The following is a 15,831-nucleotide window of genomic DNA, read 5'->3' on the forward strand; positions in this document are numbered from 1 at the left end:
CTACGATCAAGCCAATGACGAAGACCATGCAAGCGGTGCCGTCTGGGGACGAAGTGCGTGAACTTGTACTGTCCACGCTGTACCGGCTGAGCGCCTACGCCGTCATCAACCTCATTGACGATGCGGCCATGCTGTCTATCGTGTTTATTTAAAAATTTCAAAAGGAGACATCCATGTCAAAAACCGTCGATTACTATTTGGCCCCACAAAGCCCTTGGACTTATTTAGGCCACCAACGTTTGGTACAAATCGCCAAAGCAGCAGGTGCTAAGGTACGTGTCATGCCCATGGACTTAGGTCAAGTGTTTCCCATCTCCGGTGGATTGCCTTTGGGTAAACGTGCGCCACAGCGTCAAGCATATCGACTGGTAGAAATGGCACGTTTCAGCAAAGCCTTGAGCTTGCCAATGAATCTGCACCCCAAGTTTTTCCCTGTAGCCGGCGACCCTGCAGCCAAGCTCATCATTGCGGTGGACATGCACCACGGCACAGATGCGGCCTTGGCCATCACAGGTGCGGTACTCGCTGCGGTGTGGCACGAAGAACGCGATATTGCTGATGCTGCCACCCTGGCAGCCTTGCTGAGCGAACACAAGTTAGATGCAGCCTGCTTGGCGCTGTCCAATACGCCCGAGGTGCAAGCCCGTTATGACAGCTACACCCAAAGCGCGATCGATGCCCAAGTGTTTGGCGCCCCCACTTATGTGATTGATGGCGAGATGTTCTGGGGCCAAGACCGTTTGGATTTTGTAGCCAACGCTCTCAAGTCGTAAAAGTACAAACCCAAAACACGGCGCACAAACAATTCAGCCACCGGAGTTGCACACAAAGTGCAACGCGGTGGCTGAATGCGTTTTAAGCCCGCTGTTTAGGCGGACACTTAATTAACGAGGTGTACGTGGCTTAGGTGCGCGTTTTTTAGCGTCAAAACCACCACCAAACGACTTGCCACCGGCTGGGCGTGCTGGCTTGTCAAACGGTGTGCGGCCTGCTTCAAACGGAGCGCGTGGGCCACGTGCTGGGGCACGGTCATCAAAGCTGCGCGGAGCGCGGTCTTCGAAGCTACGTGGAGCACCGAAGTTACCGCGTGGAGCGCCTTCGCCAAAGTTGCCACGAGGTGCGCCGCGGCCTTCGCCGCCAAAACCACGGTTTTCACCGAAGCCGCGGTTGTCTCCAAAGTTGCCGCGTGGTGCGCCTTGACGTGGCTCGAAGCTGTTGCCACGAGGTGCGTCAGAACGGTGATTGTCTTGACGGCCTTCGAAGCGACCTTCCGAACGTGGCTCGAAGCGACCTTGGCCGTTGCCTTCGAAGCGTCCACCGCCGCCACCAAACTTGTTACCGCCGCCGAAGCCACCACGTCCACCGCCGCCGCCAAACTTGCCGCCGCCTTTGCGGTCGTAGTCACGGCCAGCACCGCCACGTTGTTCAACGCGTTGTGTGGGCTCCATGCCTGGAATCACTTCAGCAGTGAACTGCTGGCGTGTGTAGGCTTCGATATCATAAATTTTGCGCTTGTCGCGGAACTCAGCCAACGTGATGGCCAAGCCATCACGGCCAGCACGACCCGTACGGCCAATGCGGTGGGTGTAATCCTCAGACTTCATAGGCAAGCCAAAGTTGAACACGTGCGTGATGGTGGGCACGTCAATGCCGCGAGCAGCCACGTCAGTGGCGACCAAGAACTGCACTTGCCCTTGGCGCAAAGCCATCAAGCGGCGGTTACGCAAGCCTTGGCTCAACGCGCCGTGCAATGCCACAGCAGAGAAGCCTTCTTGTTGCAAGTCATTGGCCAAGCCGTCGCACTCAATTTGGGTGCTGGCGAAGATGATGGCTTGGTTGATGGTGGTGTCGCGCAAGAGGTGGTCCAACAAACGGCGCTTGTGTTGGGCGTTATCAGCCCAATGCAGCACTTGGCGAATGTTGTTGTGCTTTTCTTGCGGTGAGTCGATTTGCACGCGTTGTGGTTGACGCATGACGCGTGTGGCCAACTGTTGAATGCGCGGCGCAAACGTAGCGCTGAACATCATGGTTTGCTTGCGGTCGATGGTGAGTTGGTTGATTTCAGCCAAGTCATCAGAGAAACCGAGGTCCAACATGCGGTCGGCTTCGTCCACCACCAAGAATTGGACTTTGTCCAACTTGATTTGCATGGAGCGTTGCAGGTCGAGCAAACGGCCAGGTGTGGCCACAACCAAGTCAGCGTTTTGCAACTTGGCGATTTGCAACTGGTAAGGCATACCGCCCACCACGTTGGCTACGCGCAAACCACGGCAATGCTTGACCAAGTCGATGGCGTCGTGCGCCACTTGTTGTGCCAATTCGCGAGTTGGGCAAACGATCAAGGCGCCTGGTGTTGGGGCTTTGAAGTTGCGTGTATTCGTGGGGTCTTTGCGCTTGGCGCGCTTAGGTGGCTCTTCGCCATTGGCCGCAGCGTCAGCCACGAGCTTGTCCCAAGCAGCTTTGTCAGCAGCTTCGGCTTGGGCTTGTTGTTGAATCAAGGTGTGCAACACAGGCAACAAGAACGCAGCTGTTTTGCCGCTACCAGTTTGGCTAGATACCATCAAGTCGATGAAGCCAGCTTTGGCATCAGCGTTGTCGTTTGGCAAAGCCAAAGGAATGGTTTTGAGTTGAACAGTGGTGGGTTGGGTGTAGCCCAAATCGCCCACGGCTTGCACCAACTCAGGAGCCAAACCCAATTCGACGAAGCCGTTAGGCGCATCGACTTTAGGTGCTTCGGCTTCAGCGTGAGCAACTTCAGGTGTGTGAACGCCCTCAGTAGAAACCGCTTCTTGAGCGGGAATAGAAATAGTTTCGGCAGGCGCAAATTCGCCTGTCACATTTAAAGTGTCAGTCATGATTTTTTCTCGCACGTGAGCGCCGCAAGTTGTGCGGCTGCCCCGTTCTAGGTTAAAAAACATCAACCATCAAACGGAACCTGCTCTGACCCGCTGGGGGTTTATTCAGTGCTTGGGGCTCATTTGGCGAGCCCGGTGAATGAAGGGAGATGTACAAATTCGCTACGGCTTTGTAGCGAAGACCGCAATTATGGCACGAATTCGGGTTTTTACCTAATTAAAGTTTCAAAAAGTGTTCACGGTAGTGAATCATCTCGTCAATCGACTCGTGCACATCGGCCAAGGCCGTATGTTTCTGCGCCTTTTTAAAGGCGTTCAAGACCTCGGGCTTCCAGCGACGTGACAGCTCTTTGAGGGTGCTCACATCCACATTGCGGTAGTGAAACCAGGCTTCGAGCTTGGGCATGTATTTGTTCAAGAAGCGGCGATCTTGACCAATGGTATTGCCACACATGGGCGACACGCCTTTGGATACATAGGGCTTCATGAAGGCAATGAGTTGCTCTTGCGCTTGTTCTTCGGTCACGGTGGAGGCTTTGACTTTGTCAATCAGCCCGCTCTTGCCGTGTGTGCCTTTGTTCCATGCGTCCATCTTGCTCAGCAACTCGTCGCTTTGGTGAATCACAAACACTGGGCCTTCAATGCGCACCGACAAATCGGGGCTGGTGACGATGACCGCGATTTCAAGCAAGCGCTCGCGCTCGGGGTCAAGGCCAGACATTTCGCAATCGAGCCAAACCAAGTTCAGGTCTGACTTGGCGAGTTTGGGGACGACAGGGGTAACAGGAGTGGTTGCAACTTCAGACATGGGCTAGATTGTCGCCCATCGCACACGGGCAGCTTCATCTAAACTCCTCCCCCATGATGAATCCCTCTCTCGCGATGACCTTGACACTGGCAGTTCTGCTGGTGGCCAACCTGCTTACCAAACTCTGGCTCAGCGGCCGTCAAGTGCGTCACGTGGCGCAACACCGCTCTCAAGTGCCTGCGGCTTTCGCACACACCATCAGCCTAGAGGCTCACCAAAAAGCCGCCGACTACACCATGGCCAAAGCGCGTGTGGGCGTAGCCGATATGGGGCTGGATGCCCTCACCTTGGTGGCGTGGACACTGCTCGGCGGGTTGGACCTGCTCAACCAAGTCACGCTGGACTCGATGGGCGAAGGCATGGGCCAGCAAATCACGCTGGTGGTGAGCTTTAGCCTGATTGGTGGCTTGATAGGTTTGCCTTTGTCACTGTTTCAAACCTTTGGTGTTGAACAACGCTTTGGCTTTAACAACACTACGCCCAAGCTGTGGGTGAGCGACATGCTCAAAGGCTTGTTGGTTGGCATGGTGTTGGGATTGCCTATTCTTTGGCTGGTGTTGTGGCTCATGCAAGCAGGTGGCTCTCTGTGGTGGCTCTACACCTGGGCTGCCTTGGTGGTATACCAACTGTTTGTGATGTGGATTGCACCGAACGTCATCATGCCCTTGTTCAACAAATTCACACCTCTGGAAGACGCCACGCTCAAAGAGCGCGTCACCGCGCTGATGACACGCTCTGGCTTTACTGCCAAGGGCTTTTTTGTAATGGACGGCAGCCGCCGCTCGGCCCACTCGAATGCTTTCTTCACAGGCTTTGGTGCCGCCAAACGCGTGGTGTTTTTCGACACCCTGCTGGCCAAACTCAATGGCGATGAAATGGAAGCTGTGTTGGCCCACGAACTGGGCCACTTCAAACATCGTCACATTTTGAAAATGATGGCCACCAGCTTTGCCACCAGCCTTGCTGGTCTTGCTTTGCTGGGCTGGGTGTCGCAACAAGTTTGGTTTTACACAGGCCTCGGCGTGATGCCCAATTTGAACGACAACAACAGCGCATTGGCCTTGTTGTTGTTCATGCTGGTGCTGCCTTTGTTCACCTTCTTTGTGTCGCCTTTGTCGGCATGTCGCTCACGCAAGTTTGAGTTTGAAGCCGATGCTTATGCAGTGACCAACAGCGATGGCAAAGCACTGGCCAACGCCCTGCTCAAGCTCTACCAAGACAATGCCTCCACCCTCACGCCCGACCCTTGGTACGTTGCGTTTTACTACTCGCACCCGCCTGCTTCACAGCGCTTGGCGCGGATGGCCGCATGAAGCAAACCGGCTTAGTGGTGGCCAGCCACGGACGACATTGCGTGGTGGAAACACCCGATGGTGAGCGCCGCATTTGCCACCCGCGAGGCAAGAAAAGCCAGGTGGTCGTGGGCGATCGTGTGCAATGGTTGGCCAGCACCGACGAAGGCACGATTGAAAAAGTGGAGCCGCGCCACAACTTGTTTTACCGACAAGACGAGATTCGAACCAAATCGTTTGCGGCCAACTTAGACCAAGTGTTGATTCTGTTGGCGGCTGAGCCAGAGTTCTCTGAAATGCAGCTCACGCGTGCTTTGATTGCTGCGGAAGCCGAACATATCAAGCCCCTCATCGTGCTCAACAAGCGTGACTTGACCGAGTTGCATGCCCGCGCCCTCGCCCGCTTAGAGCCTTATGTGAAGATGGGCTATACCGTGCTGCAAGGTGCCTTTAAATCGGGTGATTTAGGCGACTTGCCTGAACGCCTAAAACACAAAACCACCTTGGTGCTTGGGCCCTCAGGCACAGGCAAAAGCACGCTCATCAACGCTCTTGTGCCCAACGCCAATGTGGCCACGGCAGAGATTTCGCAAGCACTCAATTCAGGCAAACACACCACCACATCAACCACCTGGCACTGGGTCGATGCTGAGCGCAAAACAGGATTGATTGACTCACCGGGCTTTCAAGAGTTTGGGGTGCATCACATTGATGCCATGCAGTTGGCGGCCTACATGCCAGACTTCAAACCGCATGTGGCGAACTGCAAGTTTTACAACTGCACGCATTTGCACGAGCCTTCATGTGGTGTGCAAGACGCAGCAGCTGCTGGGGCTATCAGCCCCTCGCGCTACAAGCTATACGGCATGCTGTTTGCCGAGCTCACGCAGCCTGTGAATTACTAGCCTGTGATGGGTGTTCATCAGCGAACGATTCAATGTTGCGCTGATCCTTGGGGTTTAGCCCAGTAAGCGGGCCAAAGTAAGCAAGGCCAGCAACACCATCCACAACACGACGCTGCGCCAAACCAAACCCACCACGCTAGACAAATGCGCCATCTCAGGTGTGCGGCCTGGCGTACTTTCACTGTCTTGATCGTGGACTTCGCTGGCATCATCTGCACGCAAAGCTTCACCGCCCAAACGCACATTCAACGCCCCCGCTGTGGCGGCCAGGACTACGCCGTCGTTGTCGTCGGGGAAACGCTGCGCGTGGTTGCGCCAGCAGTCGATGGCTTCTTCAAAGTTACCCACCACAGCAAAGGCTACAGCGGTCAACCGTGCAGGCAACCAATCCACACGACGCCACGCTTCATGTGCGGCGTTTTGCAAGGTATCGCTCACCCAGCCTTTGGAAGGTTTGGGCGCAGCACGCCATGCGTGCGACACCATCTCGCTCATGCGGTAAATCACAGCGCCTGCGGGGCCAAAGCCCAAGGCAGCGAGCACAGAGAACCAAGTGAGCACACCAAACACATGGTGGTGTGCCGAGAGCACCGAATGCTCAATCACATGACGCAGCAACTCGCTGCGTGGCAAGTTGTCAACTTCGACATGTTGCCACTCAGCTAGCAACTCACGCGCTAAGCGCTCATCGCCCACATCCAAGGCATCACGAATGTCGGTGAAATGGTGGCTGAACTGACGGAAACCCAAGGTGACATACAACACCGCCACGCTCCAAATCATGGCTACAGGCCAGCCAAACACGCCGATCAAAAACCAATGCACCAAAGTGGCGATGACGGCAGGCAAGCCCACAGCCAATGACCAAGTGGTCCACGCCAAACGGGGGTGGCCTGCATCTAAGGTCTGGCTGATCCAATTGGCCCACGAGCGCACTGTGCCGTGCACCCAATTGCCGCGTACCAAAGGACGGGCTTGTTCAATCAACAACGCGAGGAGCAGGGATAGAAAACTCATAGTCGGATGATAGCGGTAGGTACACGCAATTTAAGAGCCTCAAGCCCGCAAGAAACGGTAAAAGTTGCGCAGCATGCCAGCGGTCGCGCCCCATACAAAGCGCAGTTGCTCACCGTCTTGGTAAGGCATGGACAGCCACTCGCGGGTGACCCCCTCAAACTCGTAGCGATGCCAGCGGTGGTTGGCGGGGTTCATCAAAAAAGCCAAGGGCACTTCAAACGCATCTGCCACCTCGTGGGTGTTGAGCTGCAACGTCATATCTGGCGAAATCAAAGCCACTACAGGCGTCACATAAAAAGCTGAGCCTGTCACGTATTCAGGCAAAGTACCCAGCACCTGCACATGGTGCGCTTCTAGCCCAACCTCTTCCTGCGCCTCACGCAAAGCGGTGGCAGCCACATCGGCATCGCCCTCGTCACACTTGCCACCTGCAAAGGCGATTTGCCCTGCATGCGTAGACATGTGCGCAGGTCGCTGGGTCAGCAACACCGTAGGTTCGTCACGCATCACCAGCCCCAGCAACACTGCGGCTTGGGCGGGTGCGCGGTCCATGAACTTGCGCTCGCGCACCAATTCGGGCTGCCACGCAGGTGGGTTGGCAAAGCGTGCCTGCAAAGCCGCAGGCGTGAGGTGGTGCGCAGGCACGGCTTGCAAGTGCGCATCCACTTGGAAGACGGGAACTTGTTGGGGATCAAAGACTGGGAGCTTGGACATAGAAAAAGCCACCGCAAGCTTTCACTTGGGGTGGCTTCTAAGCAAGGTGAGACCTGCTTATTTAGCGGCTGCTGCGGCTTTGAGCGCTGCGGCCGACTTGCTGACCAATTTTTCTTTGATACGAGCAGACTTACCGCTACGGTCGCGCAAGTAATACAACTTGGCACGACGCACATCACCGCGACGCTTGACTTCGATGCTCGCGATCAATGGGCTGTAAGTTTGGAACGTACGCTCCACGCCTTCACCGCTGGACATTTTGCGAACTGTGAAGCCGCTGTTGAGGCCACGGTTACGCTTGGCGATCACCACACCTTCGTAGGCCTGCACACGCTTGCGTGTACCTTCAACCACGTTGACGCTCACAATGACTGTGTCGCCAGGTGCGAATTCGGGGATAACTTTGGCGAGGCGAGCAATTTCTTCTGCCTCGAGAGTTTGGATTAAGTTCATGATTTCCTCTAAAGGATCTTGGTCGCGCTACACAAAAGGCTTCTTGCAACAAAGGCGCGAAGCGGCCGACCAGAGGATCGAAAAGCCCACCATTATAGCGAGTTTTGAGCCTTCAAAACAGCCTCATCTTGGGCTGTGAGCTTGGCCTCGGCGCGTGCTGCATCAATCAGCTCTGGGCGCAGGCGCGCAGTGAGCAACAAACGTTGGTCACGGCGCCAGCGCTCGATGTTGATGTGATGGCCAGACACCAGCACGGCAGGCACACCCTGCCCTTCCCATTGCTCGGGACGGGTGTAATGCTGGCAGTCCAACAAACCATCCAAAGCAGGGTTAAAGCTATCGAGCTGATGGCTGCCTTCGTCACTAAGTACGCCAGGCTGCAAGCGGGCCACGGCATCCAGCAGGGTCATGGCGGCAATCTCACCACCGGACAGCACAAAGTCGCCCACGCTGATTTGCAGGTCCACATGGGTGTCGATGAAGCGTTGGTCCACGCCTTCATAGCGGCCACACAACAACACTGCGCCTTGGCTGTCTGACCAGTGCTGTACGGCAGAGTGGCGCAGCGTCTCGCCAATGGGCGAGAACAACACCAGCGGTGCCAGATCACGGCCTTGGGCACGATCGGCACGAATGGCAGCCAAACAGGCAGACAGGGGCTCGGCCATCATCACCATGCCAGGGCCACCGCCAAAGGGGCGGTCGTCCACACGACGGTAATTGCCTTCGGCGTAATCACGGGGGTTCCACAAGCGCACATCCACCAGTCCAGCCTCGTAGGCGCGACGTGTGATGCCGATTTTTAAAAACGGCTCAAACAGTTCAGGAAACAGGGTGATGATGTCAAAGCGCATGGCGATGGCCTTGGACGGGCCGATTTAGTAATCGGGCTGCCAATCGGCGGTGATGCGGCGTCCAGCCAAATCGACGGTGTCGATGTAGGCAGACACAAAAGGAATCATGCGCTCTTGAGCCTTGCCATCTTCCTCGTAAGCAAGTACTAACACGGTTTGTGGACCTGTATGCAACAGCTCACGCACAGCGCCAAGCGCCACGCCTTCGCGGTTGACCACATCAAGGCCAATCAGGTCGACCCAGTAGTACTCGTCTGTCGCAGGGGTGGGAAAGCTGGCACGCGACACAAAAATGCGTGCGCCTTTGAGCAGTTCTGCAGTGTTGCGGTCGGGCACCTCTTGGGCCGTGGCCACCACAGAATCAGAATGTTCTTTGGCTTCGATGATTTTCAGAAGCACGGTACCAGCAAAGGTCTTGGCACCTCTTTCCGAGGGTTGTAAAAACCAACGCTTGGAAGAAAAAAGCGCTTCCGGAGAAGCGCTGTGGGGCAAGACCTTGAACCAGCCTTTGATGCCCCAAGCATCTGCAATGCGCCCAACCTCGATGGCGTCCGCAGGAAGTTCCGCAGACTCAAGGTTCAGCATCATTGCATTGCCTTTGTTCAATTAAGCAGCAACCTTAGCAGCAGCTTGCTTGACCAAACGGATCACGGTAGGAGAGCACTGAGCGCCCACGCTGGTCCAGTGGTTCAAACGGTCATGCGCAACGCGCAAGCTTTCAGCTTGACCTTTGGCGATTGGGTTGTAAAAACCAATGCGCTCAATGAAACGGCCGTCGCGACGATCGCGCTTGTCGGCAACAACAATGTTAAAAAACGGACGGGCTTTAGAACCGCCGCGTGAAAGTCGGATGACGACCATGATGAATCCTTCGGGTGGAATTTTTTTCAACGTTTGAGACACGCGCTAAGCCACCCGGCCTGCGACACGCTGAAAAGCCTTCCATTATAGCGCTCTACACTCAGGCTATGAAAAATAAAACAATTGCAGCCTGGTTGGCCTTCTTAGGCGGCCCTTTTGGCCTTCATCGCTTTTACCTGTTTGGCCTGTGGGACACCCTGGGCTGGTTGTTGCCCATTCCAACGGCCCTGGGCTTTTACGGGGTCGAGCGGGTCCAGCAATACGGTTTAGACGATGTCGCCAGTTGGTGGCTCATTCCCATCGCAGGCTTCACCTTTGCGGCCTGCGCCTTGAACGCCATCGTGTATGGCCTGATGACGCCGGAAGCTTGGAATACACGTTTCAACGGCACCGAAAACAAAGACGCACCGGCTGGTCAAACCAATTGGTTGACCATCGGTGCGATTGCATTTGCCTTATTGATTGGCACCACGGTGCTCATGTCGAGCATCGTGTTCAGCTTTCAACGCTACTTCGAATACCAAATCGAAGCGGCCAAAGAGCTGTCGGAATAATTAAAAAATCTGCAGGCTGATCCAATACGCCACGCCAGCCACAAAGGCACTGGCGGGAATCGTCAAAATCCAAGCCCACACAATGCCGCCAGCTACACCCCAACGCACGGCACTGGCGCGTTGCGTAGAGCCCACGCCCACGATGGCACCCGTGATGGTGTGCGTCGTTGAAACGGGGATACCCAGGCCTGTCGCCAAGAACAGCGTCATGGCACCGCCTGTTTCCGCGCAAAAACCACCCACCGGCTTGAGCTTGGTGATCTTTTGACCCATGGTCTTCACAATGCGCCAGCCACCAAACATGGTGCCCAAGCCAATCGCCATGTAACAACTCACGATGGTCCAGCTGGGTGGTGACTTGTCATCGGCCGAGGCATAGCCCGTGGCCAGCAGCAACATCCAAATGATGCCAATGGTTTTTTGCGCATCGTTACCGCCGTGGCCCAAGCTGTAAGCGCCCGCAGACACCAGCTGCAAGCGACGGAACCACTTGTCCACGCGTGAAGGACGGAAGCTGCGGAAAATCCAAGCCACCGCCACCATCATCAACGAGCCAAGTGTGAAGCCCAACAAAGGCGACACAAAAATAAACGCCACGGTCTTGAAAATGCCAGCAGAAATCAAGGCGCCCGTGCCTGCTTTGGCAATCACAGCGCCCGAAATACCACCAATCAACGCATGCGACGAACTACTGGGGATGCCGTAGTACCAAGTGATGACGTTCCAAGTGATCGCTCCCACCAGCGCCCCAAACACCACATGGGTGTCGACGATGCCGGGCTGCACGATCCCTTTGCCCACGGTGGCAGCAACGCTCAAATGGAAAATAAAAATGGCGACGAAGTTAAAGAAGGCAGCAAACAACACGGCCTGACCGGGCTTTAACACCCCCGTTGACACCACAGTCGCAATTGAATTGGCAGCATCGTGAAAGCCGTTCATGAAATCGAACATCAGGGCCAACACTACCAACAAAGCGACCACCCAAAAGGCGGTTTGTACGGTTTCCATACGGCGCTCGTGATTAAGAGTTTTCGAGGACGATGCCCTCGATCAAGTTGGCCACGTCTTCACACTTGTCCGTGATGGTTTCCAACAACTGATAAATGGCTTTGAGTTTGATCACTTCACGCACATCAGGCTCTTCGCGGAACAACTTGCTCATCGCGCCGCGCATCACGCGATCGGCATCTGACTCGAGCTTGTCGATTTCTTCACACGTCTTGAGGGCCGCCTCTGCCGTGTTGTGGTCAGAGATTTTTTCCAACATGTACACCGCATCGCGCAAGCGCTCGCAACACTTCAAGCTCAGGTCTGTCAAACGGACGATCTCTTCATTCATGACGCGCACGTCATACAAAGCCATGGTTTCAGCGCTGTCTTGAATCAAGTCGGCCACATCGTCCATGGTGTTGATGAGCGAGTGAATTTGCTCGCGATCGATGGGGGTGATGAAGGTTTTGTGAATCGCCACATTGCACTCGTGTGTGATGCGATCGGCGGCACGCTCAGCGTTGTCTACCTCTTGGTTGTATTTGTCACGCAAATTGGCGTCACCGTAATTGGCCACCAAATTTGAAAAAGCATGCGCAGCTTCGACGATGCGATCAGCGTGCTGGTTGAACATGACGAAAAAATTGCCCTCGGTGGGCAGCAACTTTCCAAACAGCATTTGGATCTCCTGTGGATGACTTATTTGTGACAGTTAAATGACACGGAAGTGTAAACCCAGCTCACGTGCGAAAGATGAAATACACAGCCCCCACCATGCATAACCCAGCCCACAAATAATCCAATTTCAGTGGCTCATTCAAGAAAAAGACGGAGAACGGCACAAAGATTGCCAAAGTGATCACTTCTTGCATGATTTTGAGCTGCCCTACTTGCAAGCCCGCTTCATGAAACCCAATGCGGTTGGCCGGCACTTGCAGCAAATACTCCATCAGCGCAATGCCCCAGCTCACCAATGCCGCTGTGTACCAAGGCGAGTTGGCCAGGCTCTTGAGGTGGCCGTACCAAGCAAACGTCATGAACACGTTGGCTGCGACCAGCAACAACACCGCTTGCAAAGCGAGGGGAATGGCAGAGAAGTTCATGGCAAATCCGTCGGTCGTGAGATGAAGCAGGGCCTCAGGCCATGCGCTGGATGGCTTGGTCTTTCACCCCAGCCAACTGCACGGCACTGACACGCTCCGGCCAAACTTCGGCCAAGGGCTGCAAGACAAAAGCACGCTCCTGCCAGCGCGGGTGCGGCAAAGTCAGCTCAGGCGTATCCAGCGACACATCACCGTAAAAAATGATGTCAAGGTCCAGCGTGCGAGGTGCATTCTTAAAAGGCCGCTCACGACCACATTGCAACTCCAGCGCTTGCAAGGCATGCAACAGCGCCAGTGGGCTGAGCTGGGTATAAACCAAGGCCACCGCATTGATGAAGTCTGGCCCTTGCGCCTCGTAGGGAGCGCTGCGGTAGAGGGACGAAGCTTTGAGCAGCCGCGTCTCTGGCAAGGCCGCCACATCGCGCAAGGCTTGCTGCACCGTGGCCACCGCGTCGCCCAAGTTGGCGCCGAGGGCCACACACGCCATGACGGGTGTTGCTGACATGGCGAAGTCTCCGCTTATTCGGCGGCGGGTGAGCCACCGGCTTCGCCCGTGGGCTTGCGACGGCGACGGCGGCGTTTTTTGGCAGGCGACGCGGCACCCTCTTCACCTTCGGGCTCCACCTCACGGAAACGTGGGTCTTCGCCTTCAGGTTTTGGCGCACGACGCACCGCATGCACGCGTGGTGCACGTTGGGCTTTTTGTTGTTCTTGGCGCACTTGCTGAAGCAGGTCTTCGCGCTCGCTGTCACTGGCCACGCTGAACTCTTGCCACCAATCCGACAAGGCTTCGTCCACCTCGCCCACATCCGCACGCAAGCGCATGAAGTCAAAGCCAGCACGGAAGCGCGATTGATCTACCAAGGTCCAAGGGCCGCTGCCTGTGCGCTTTTCAAAGCGCGGCTGCATCATCCAAATTTCGCGCATGTCCGCGCCAAGCTTGCCGCGACCGGACACATCGCCAATGCGAGAGTCAAACACTTCGTCAATCGCATCTTGCAAGGCCGGGAACGATGGCTGTTTGACGCTGCGATGCGCCCATGTTTCGCGCACATCTGACCACAACACGCAAGCCAGCAAGAAGCTTGGAGCCACGGGCTTGCCCTCGCCAACACGGCGATCGGTGTCATTCAAAGCGGTGGTGACAAATTGTTCGCTGGCACGCTCGACCACGATGTCGAGCAGCGGGTAAATACCTTTGGCCAAACCGTGTTGCTTGAGTTGCTCAATGCTGGCCAGCGCGTGGCCGGTTTGCAAGAGTTTGAGCATTTCATCAAACAAGCGGCTTTGCGGCACATCGGCCAGCAGCTTGGCGGCTTTCTTCAAAGGAGCTGCCGTCTTTGCTTCCATCTTGAAACCCAAGACCGAGAGCTTGGCGGCAAAACGCACGGCGCGAATCACGCGCACAGGGTCTTCGCGGTAGCGCGTGGCAGGGTCGCCAATCATGCGGATGACTTTTTTCTTCGCGTCGGCAATGCCGCCGTGGTAGTCGATCACGTTGCCCGTTTCGGGGTCGTAGTACATGGCGTTGATGGTGAAGTCACGGCGCGCCGCGTCTTGGTCTTGTGGACCCCACACGTTGTCGCGCAACACACGGCCGCTGGCGTCCACGGCGTGCTTCATATTCGCCAGCTCTTGTTTGCTGCTGCGTTCGTTGCCTTTGACTTGCTCGGCTTCGGTGTTGTCTAGGTGCGCACGGAAGGTCGACACCTCAATCACTTCATGCTCACGGCCTCGGCCGTACACCACGTGCACGATGCGGAAGCGTCGGCCAATGATGAAGGCACGACGGAATGCAGCTTTGACTTGCTCAGGCGTGGCGTTGGTGGCCACGTCAAAGTCTTTAGGTTTGAGCCCCAACAACAAGTCGCGCACCGCACCACCCACGATATAGGCCTCAAAGCCGCGGTCTTGCAGGGTACGCACCACGTTCAGGGCGCGTTCGTCCACCCAATCGACGTTGATGCCGTGCACCTTGGCAGGCACCACATGGCGTTTGCCTAAGCTGGGCAGCGTGCTGGCGGGCGACTTGCCCATCAGCTTGTTGATGAATTGTTTGATCATTGTTTTGGGAACAGTTCCAAAATCGGCCAGCCTTTTTCCAAGGCCACGGCGCGCAGTGTGTTGTCGGGGTTGGTCGCCACGGGGTGGTTGACGCGCTCCAACAGGGGCAAATCGTTGCGGGAATCGCTGTAGAAGGTGGTCTCTACATCGGCCCAGTCCAAGCCTTCGCGTATGAGCCATTGTTGCAGACGTTGCACTTTGCCTTCACGCAGGGTGGGCACACCGCTGATTTCGTTGGTGAACCAGCCCTTGGCGTCGCGTACCAGCTCCACCGCAATCAACTCATCCACGCCAAAGGCTTTGGCGATTGGGCGGGTCACAAACTCGTTGGTGGCGGTGATGATGATGACGCGATCGCCTGCATCCTTGTGTTTTTTCACCAGCGCCAGCGCTTCGGGGCGAATGGCGGGCTGAATCACTTCGCGCATGAATTGCGCATGGGCCTCAGCTGCCACATCTGGCCCGCGCTGGCAAAACGCCTCGGAGGCAAAACGCACGTAGTCGTGAATATCCAAAGTGCCGGCTTGGTAGTGGGCATAAAACTCGTCGTTGCGTTGGATGAACGCATCACGCGCATGCCAGCCCAAACGCACAGTGAATTCGCCCCACGATTGGTCAGAGTCAATCGGCAACAAAGTGTGGTCGAGGTCAAATAAGGCGAGTTTCATCACATGGCTTCCAGCATGGCTTTGATCAACGGGATGGTGATGGCGCGTTGTGTTTGCAAGGCGTAACCATCAAGTTGATCGAGGAGTTGAATGAGGCTGCTGAGGTCGCGACTGAAGCGATTGAGCATGAAGTCCATCACCTCGTCGCTTAAAAACACACCTCGGTCATCGGCCTGTTGGCGCAGCACGGCCCGGCGTTCAGGCTCGCTGAGCACCTGCAATTGAAAAATATGACCCCAGCCCAAACGGGTGCGCAAGTCTTCGCGCAGGGCCAAGTCGCTGGGCGGCACATTGCCAGCAGCCAACACCCAACGCTGCTGGCCATCGCTGGGCGTGGTGGCGTTCACAAACCAATTGAAGGCGGCGTGCTGCTGCACAGCGGTGTAGAGGTGCACATCGTCCAAGATGACCACGCGCCATGCGTCATTGAAAGCCGAGGGCTCGGTCACCGCGGCATCCATCCAACCCACGGAGCAACCTTGGTCGCGCAACGCGGCTTGCGCGGCGCGTAGCAAATGGGTTTTTCCACTTCCGCCTTCACCCCAAACATACGTGGGCACGGGTGAGCGCTTGTCGTTGCCCACCCACAGTTGCAAGTGCTGCAACGCTGCTTGATTGGGGCCTGCGAAAAAGTTTTTGAGCGTCGGGCCGGGGGCCAAACCAATGTCGAGTGCGATTTGCTTCATCTGC

General features: G+C 56.1%; 20 protein-coding genes. 5 read left to right on the plus strand and 15 right to left on the minus strand.

Annotation, left to right across the window (positions count from 1 at the left end; translation table 11 throughout):
• Window positions 1-14 precede the first annotated feature (14 nt).
• Window positions 15-152, plus strand: a complete 138-nt coding sequence (locus C5F52_RS29955; RefSeq protein ID WP_161499763.1) for a hypothetical protein — start codon at window positions 15-17, stop codon at window positions 150-152.
• A gap of 21 nt (window positions 153-173) precedes the next feature.
• A complete protein-coding gene (locus C5F52_RS24555) occupies window positions 174-773 on the plus strand; it encodes a 2-hydroxychromene-2-carboxylate isomerase (protein ID WP_104800999.1) in 600 nt (199 codons plus the stop codon).
• A gap of 111 nt (window positions 774-884) precedes the next feature.
• On the opposite strand, the gene C5F52_RS24560 is transcribed toward C5F52_RS24555, so the two are convergent.
• Together C5F52_RS24560 and orn are read right to left on the minus strand one after the other, a co-directional pair.
• A complete protein-coding gene (locus C5F52_RS24560; protein ID WP_104801000.1) occupies window positions 885-2,855 on the minus strand; it encodes a DEAD/DEAH box helicase in 1,971 nt (656 codons plus the stop codon).
• Between the two features lie 217 nt (window positions 2,856-3,072).
• The gene (gene orn, locus C5F52_RS24565; RefSeq protein ID WP_104801001.1) at window positions 3,073-3,663 is read right to left on the minus strand and encodes an oligoribonuclease; all 591 of its coding nucleotides are present in this window, start codon (window positions 3,661-3,663) and stop codon (window positions 3,073-3,075) included.
• Window positions 3,664-3,719: 56 nt separating this feature from the next.
• On the opposite strand from orn, the gene C5F52_RS24570 reads away from it, so the two are divergent.
• Window positions 3,720-4,976, plus strand: a complete 1,257-nt coding sequence (locus tag C5F52_RS24570) for a M48 family metallopeptidase (protein ID WP_104801057.1) — start codon at window positions 3,720-3,722, stop codon at window positions 4,974-4,976.
• On the plus strand, window positions 4,973-5,860 hold the full coding sequence (rsgA, locus tag C5F52_RS24575; RefSeq protein WP_104801002.1) for a ribosome small subunit-dependent GTPase A: 888 nt from the start codon (window positions 4,973-4,975) through the stop codon (window positions 5,858-5,860). Before C5F52_RS24570 ends, rsgA begins: the two co-directional genes overlap by 4 nt.
• Before the next feature lie 54 nt (window positions 5,861-5,914).
• On the opposite strand, the gene C5F52_RS24580 is transcribed toward rsgA, so the two are convergent.
• From C5F52_RS24580 to rpsP, 6 genes are all read right to left on the minus strand, one after another.
• On the minus strand, window positions 5,915-6,877 hold the full coding sequence (locus C5F52_RS24580; protein WP_104801003.1) for a CobD/CbiB family protein: 963 nt from the start codon (window positions 6,875-6,877) through the stop codon (window positions 5,915-5,917).
• A 39-nt stretch (window positions 6,878-6,916) separates the two neighbouring features.
• Window positions 6,917-7,591, minus strand: coding sequence for a CoA pyrophosphatase (locus C5F52_RS24585; RefSeq protein WP_104801004.1), 675 nt, complete (start codon window positions 7,589-7,591; stop codon window positions 6,917-6,919).
• Window positions 7,592-7,648: 57 nt separating this feature from the next.
• Complete coding sequence (rplS, locus tag C5F52_RS24590) at window positions 7,649-8,044, minus strand: 50S ribosomal protein L19 (protein ID WP_104801005.1); 396 nt, start codon at window positions 8,042-8,044, stop codon at window positions 7,649-7,651.
• A gap of 92 nt (window positions 8,045-8,136) precedes the next feature.
• Entirely contained in the window at window positions 8,137-8,898 is a 762-nt protein-coding gene (gene trmD / locus C5F52_RS24595) for a tRNA (guanosine(37)-N1)-methyltransferase TrmD (RefSeq protein WP_104801006.1), read from the minus strand.
• 24 nt (window positions 8,899-8,922) lie between these two features.
• Entirely contained in the window at window positions 8,923-9,486 is a 564-nt protein-coding gene (gene rimM, locus C5F52_RS24600) for a ribosome maturation factor RimM (RefSeq protein WP_104801058.1), read from the minus strand.
• Between the two features lie 18 nt (window positions 9,487-9,504).
• Window positions 9,505-9,759 carry a 30S ribosomal protein S16 gene (rpsP, locus tag C5F52_RS24605; protein WP_104801059.1) on the minus strand — a complete coding sequence of 85 codons (255 nt, stop codon included), beginning with the start codon at window positions 9,757-9,759 and terminating at the stop codon, window positions 9,505-9,507.
• Between the two features lie 107 nt (window positions 9,760-9,866).
• On the opposite strand from rpsP, the gene C5F52_RS24610 reads away from it, so the two are divergent.
• A complete protein-coding gene (locus tag C5F52_RS24610; RefSeq protein WP_104801007.1) occupies window positions 9,867-10,313 on the plus strand; it encodes a TM2 domain-containing protein in 447 nt (148 codons plus the stop codon).
• On the opposite strand, the gene C5F52_RS24615 is transcribed toward C5F52_RS24610, so the two are convergent.
• The 7 genes from C5F52_RS24615 to hda all read right to left on the minus strand — a co-directional run bounded on the left by C5F52_RS24615 (window position 10,314) and on the right by hda (window position 15,827).
• The gene (locus tag C5F52_RS24615; protein WP_104801008.1) at window positions 10,314-11,324 is read right to left on the minus strand and encodes an inorganic phosphate transporter; all 1,011 of its coding nucleotides are present in this window, start codon (window positions 11,322-11,324) and stop codon (window positions 10,314-10,316) included.
• A 13-nt stretch (window positions 11,325-11,337) separates the two neighbouring features.
• A complete protein-coding gene (locus tag C5F52_RS24620; protein ID WP_104801009.1) occupies window positions 11,338-11,985 on the minus strand; it encodes a DUF47 domain-containing protein in 648 nt (215 codons plus the stop codon).
• Window positions 11,986-12,046: 61 nt separating this feature from the next.
• Window positions 12,047-12,409 carry a DMT family protein gene (locus tag C5F52_RS24625; protein ID WP_104801010.1) on the minus strand — a complete coding sequence of 121 codons (363 nt, stop codon included), beginning with the start codon at window positions 12,407-12,409 and terminating at the stop codon, window positions 12,047-12,049.
• Window positions 12,410-12,443: 34 nt separating this feature from the next.
• Entirely contained in the window at window positions 12,444-12,914 is a 471-nt protein-coding gene (gene folK / locus C5F52_RS24630) for a 2-amino-4-hydroxy-6-hydroxymethyldihydropteridine diphosphokinase (protein ID WP_104801011.1), read from the minus strand.
• A 14-nt stretch (window positions 12,915-12,928) separates the two neighbouring features.
• Entirely contained in the window at window positions 12,929-14,473 is a 1,545-nt protein-coding gene (pcnB, locus tag C5F52_RS24635; RefSeq protein WP_104801012.1) for a polynucleotide adenylyltransferase PcnB, read from the minus strand.
• The gene (locus tag C5F52_RS24640; RefSeq protein ID WP_104801013.1) at window positions 14,470-15,141 is read right to left on the minus strand and encodes an HAD family phosphatase; all 672 of its coding nucleotides are present in this window, start codon (window positions 15,139-15,141) and stop codon (window positions 14,470-14,472) included. The genes pcnB and C5F52_RS24640 overlap by 4 nt, the downstream gene beginning before the upstream one ends.
• On the minus strand, window positions 15,141-15,827 hold the full coding sequence (gene hda, locus C5F52_RS24645; protein ID WP_104801014.1) for a DnaA regulatory inactivator Hda: 687 nt from the start codon (window positions 15,825-15,827) through the stop codon (window positions 15,141-15,143). The genes C5F52_RS24640 and hda overlap by 1 nt, the downstream gene beginning before the upstream one ends.
• Between the last annotated feature and the right edge of the window lie 4 nt (window positions 15,828-15,831).

The sequence above is a fragment of the Limnohabitans sp. TS-CS-82 genome (assembly GCF_002943475.1).

Coding starts and splice junctions, on each gene's coding strand:
- C5F52_RS24625 (WP_104801010.1), bottom strand. CDS start 12,409: ATGAACTTCTCTGCCATTCCCCTCGCTTTGCAAGCGGTGTTGTTGCTG.
- hda (WP_104801014.1), bottom strand. CDS start 15,827: ATGAAGCAAATCGCACTCGACATTGGTTTGGCCCCCGGCCCGACGCTC.
- C5F52_RS24615 (WP_104801008.1), bottom strand. CDS start 11,324: ATGGAAACCGTACAAACCGCCTTTTGGGTGGTCGCTTTGTTGGTAGTG.
- pcnB (WP_104801012.1), bottom strand. CDS start 14,473: ATGATCAAACAATTCATCAACAAGCTGATGGGCAAGTCGCCCGCCAGC.
- rplS (WP_104801005.1), bottom strand. CDS start 8,044: ATGAACTTAATCCAAACTCTCGAGGCAGAAGAAATTGCTCGCCTCGCC.
- C5F52_RS24570 (WP_104801057.1), top strand. CDS start 3,720: ATGAATCCCTCTCTCGCGATGACCTTGACACTGGCAGTTCTGCTGGTG.
- C5F52_RS29955 (WP_161499763.1), top strand. CDS start 15: ATGACGAAGACCATGCAAGCGGTGCCGTCTGGGGACGAAGTGCGTGAA.
- orn (WP_104801001.1), bottom strand. CDS start 3,663: ATGTCTGAAGTTGCAACCACTCCTGTTACCCCTGTCGTCCCCAAACTC.
- rpsP (WP_104801059.1), bottom strand. CDS start 9,759: ATGGTCGTCATCCGACTTTCACGCGGCGGTTCTAAAGCCCGTCCGTTT.
- C5F52_RS24585 (WP_104801004.1), bottom strand. CDS start 7,591: ATGTCCAAGCTCCCAGTCTTTGATCCCCAACAAGTTCCCGTCTTCCAA.
- rsgA (WP_104801002.1), top strand. CDS start 4,973: ATGAAGCAAACCGGCTTAGTGGTGGCCAGCCACGGACGACATTGCGTG.
- rimM (WP_104801058.1), bottom strand. CDS start 9,486: ATGATGCTGAACCTTGAGTCTGCGGAACTTCCTGCGGACGCCATCGAG.
- C5F52_RS24610 (WP_104801007.1), top strand. CDS start 9,867: ATGAAAAATAAAACAATTGCAGCCTGGTTGGCCTTCTTAGGCGGCCCT.
- C5F52_RS24620 (WP_104801009.1), bottom strand. CDS start 11,985: ATGCTGTTTGGAAAGTTGCTGCCCACCGAGGGCAATTTTTTCGTCATG.
- C5F52_RS24580 (WP_104801003.1), bottom strand. CDS start 6,877: ATGAGTTTTCTATCCCTGCTCCTCGCGTTGTTGATTGAACAAGCCCGT.
- folK (WP_104801011.1), bottom strand. CDS start 12,914: ATGTCAGCAACACCCGTCATGGCGTGTGTGGCCCTCGGCGCCAACTTG.
- C5F52_RS24560 (WP_104801000.1), bottom strand. CDS start 2,855: ATGACTGACACTTTAAATGTGACAGGCGAATTTGCGCCTGCCGAAACT.
- C5F52_RS24555 (WP_104800999.1), top strand. CDS start 174: ATGTCAAAAACCGTCGATTACTATTTGGCCCCACAAAGCCCTTGGACT.
- trmD (WP_104801006.1), bottom strand. CDS start 8,898: ATGCGCTTTGACATCATCACCCTGTTTCCTGAACTGTTTGAGCCGTTT.
- C5F52_RS24640 (WP_104801013.1), bottom strand. CDS start 15,141: ATGAAACTCGCCTTATTTGACCTCGACCACACTTTGTTGCCGATTGAC.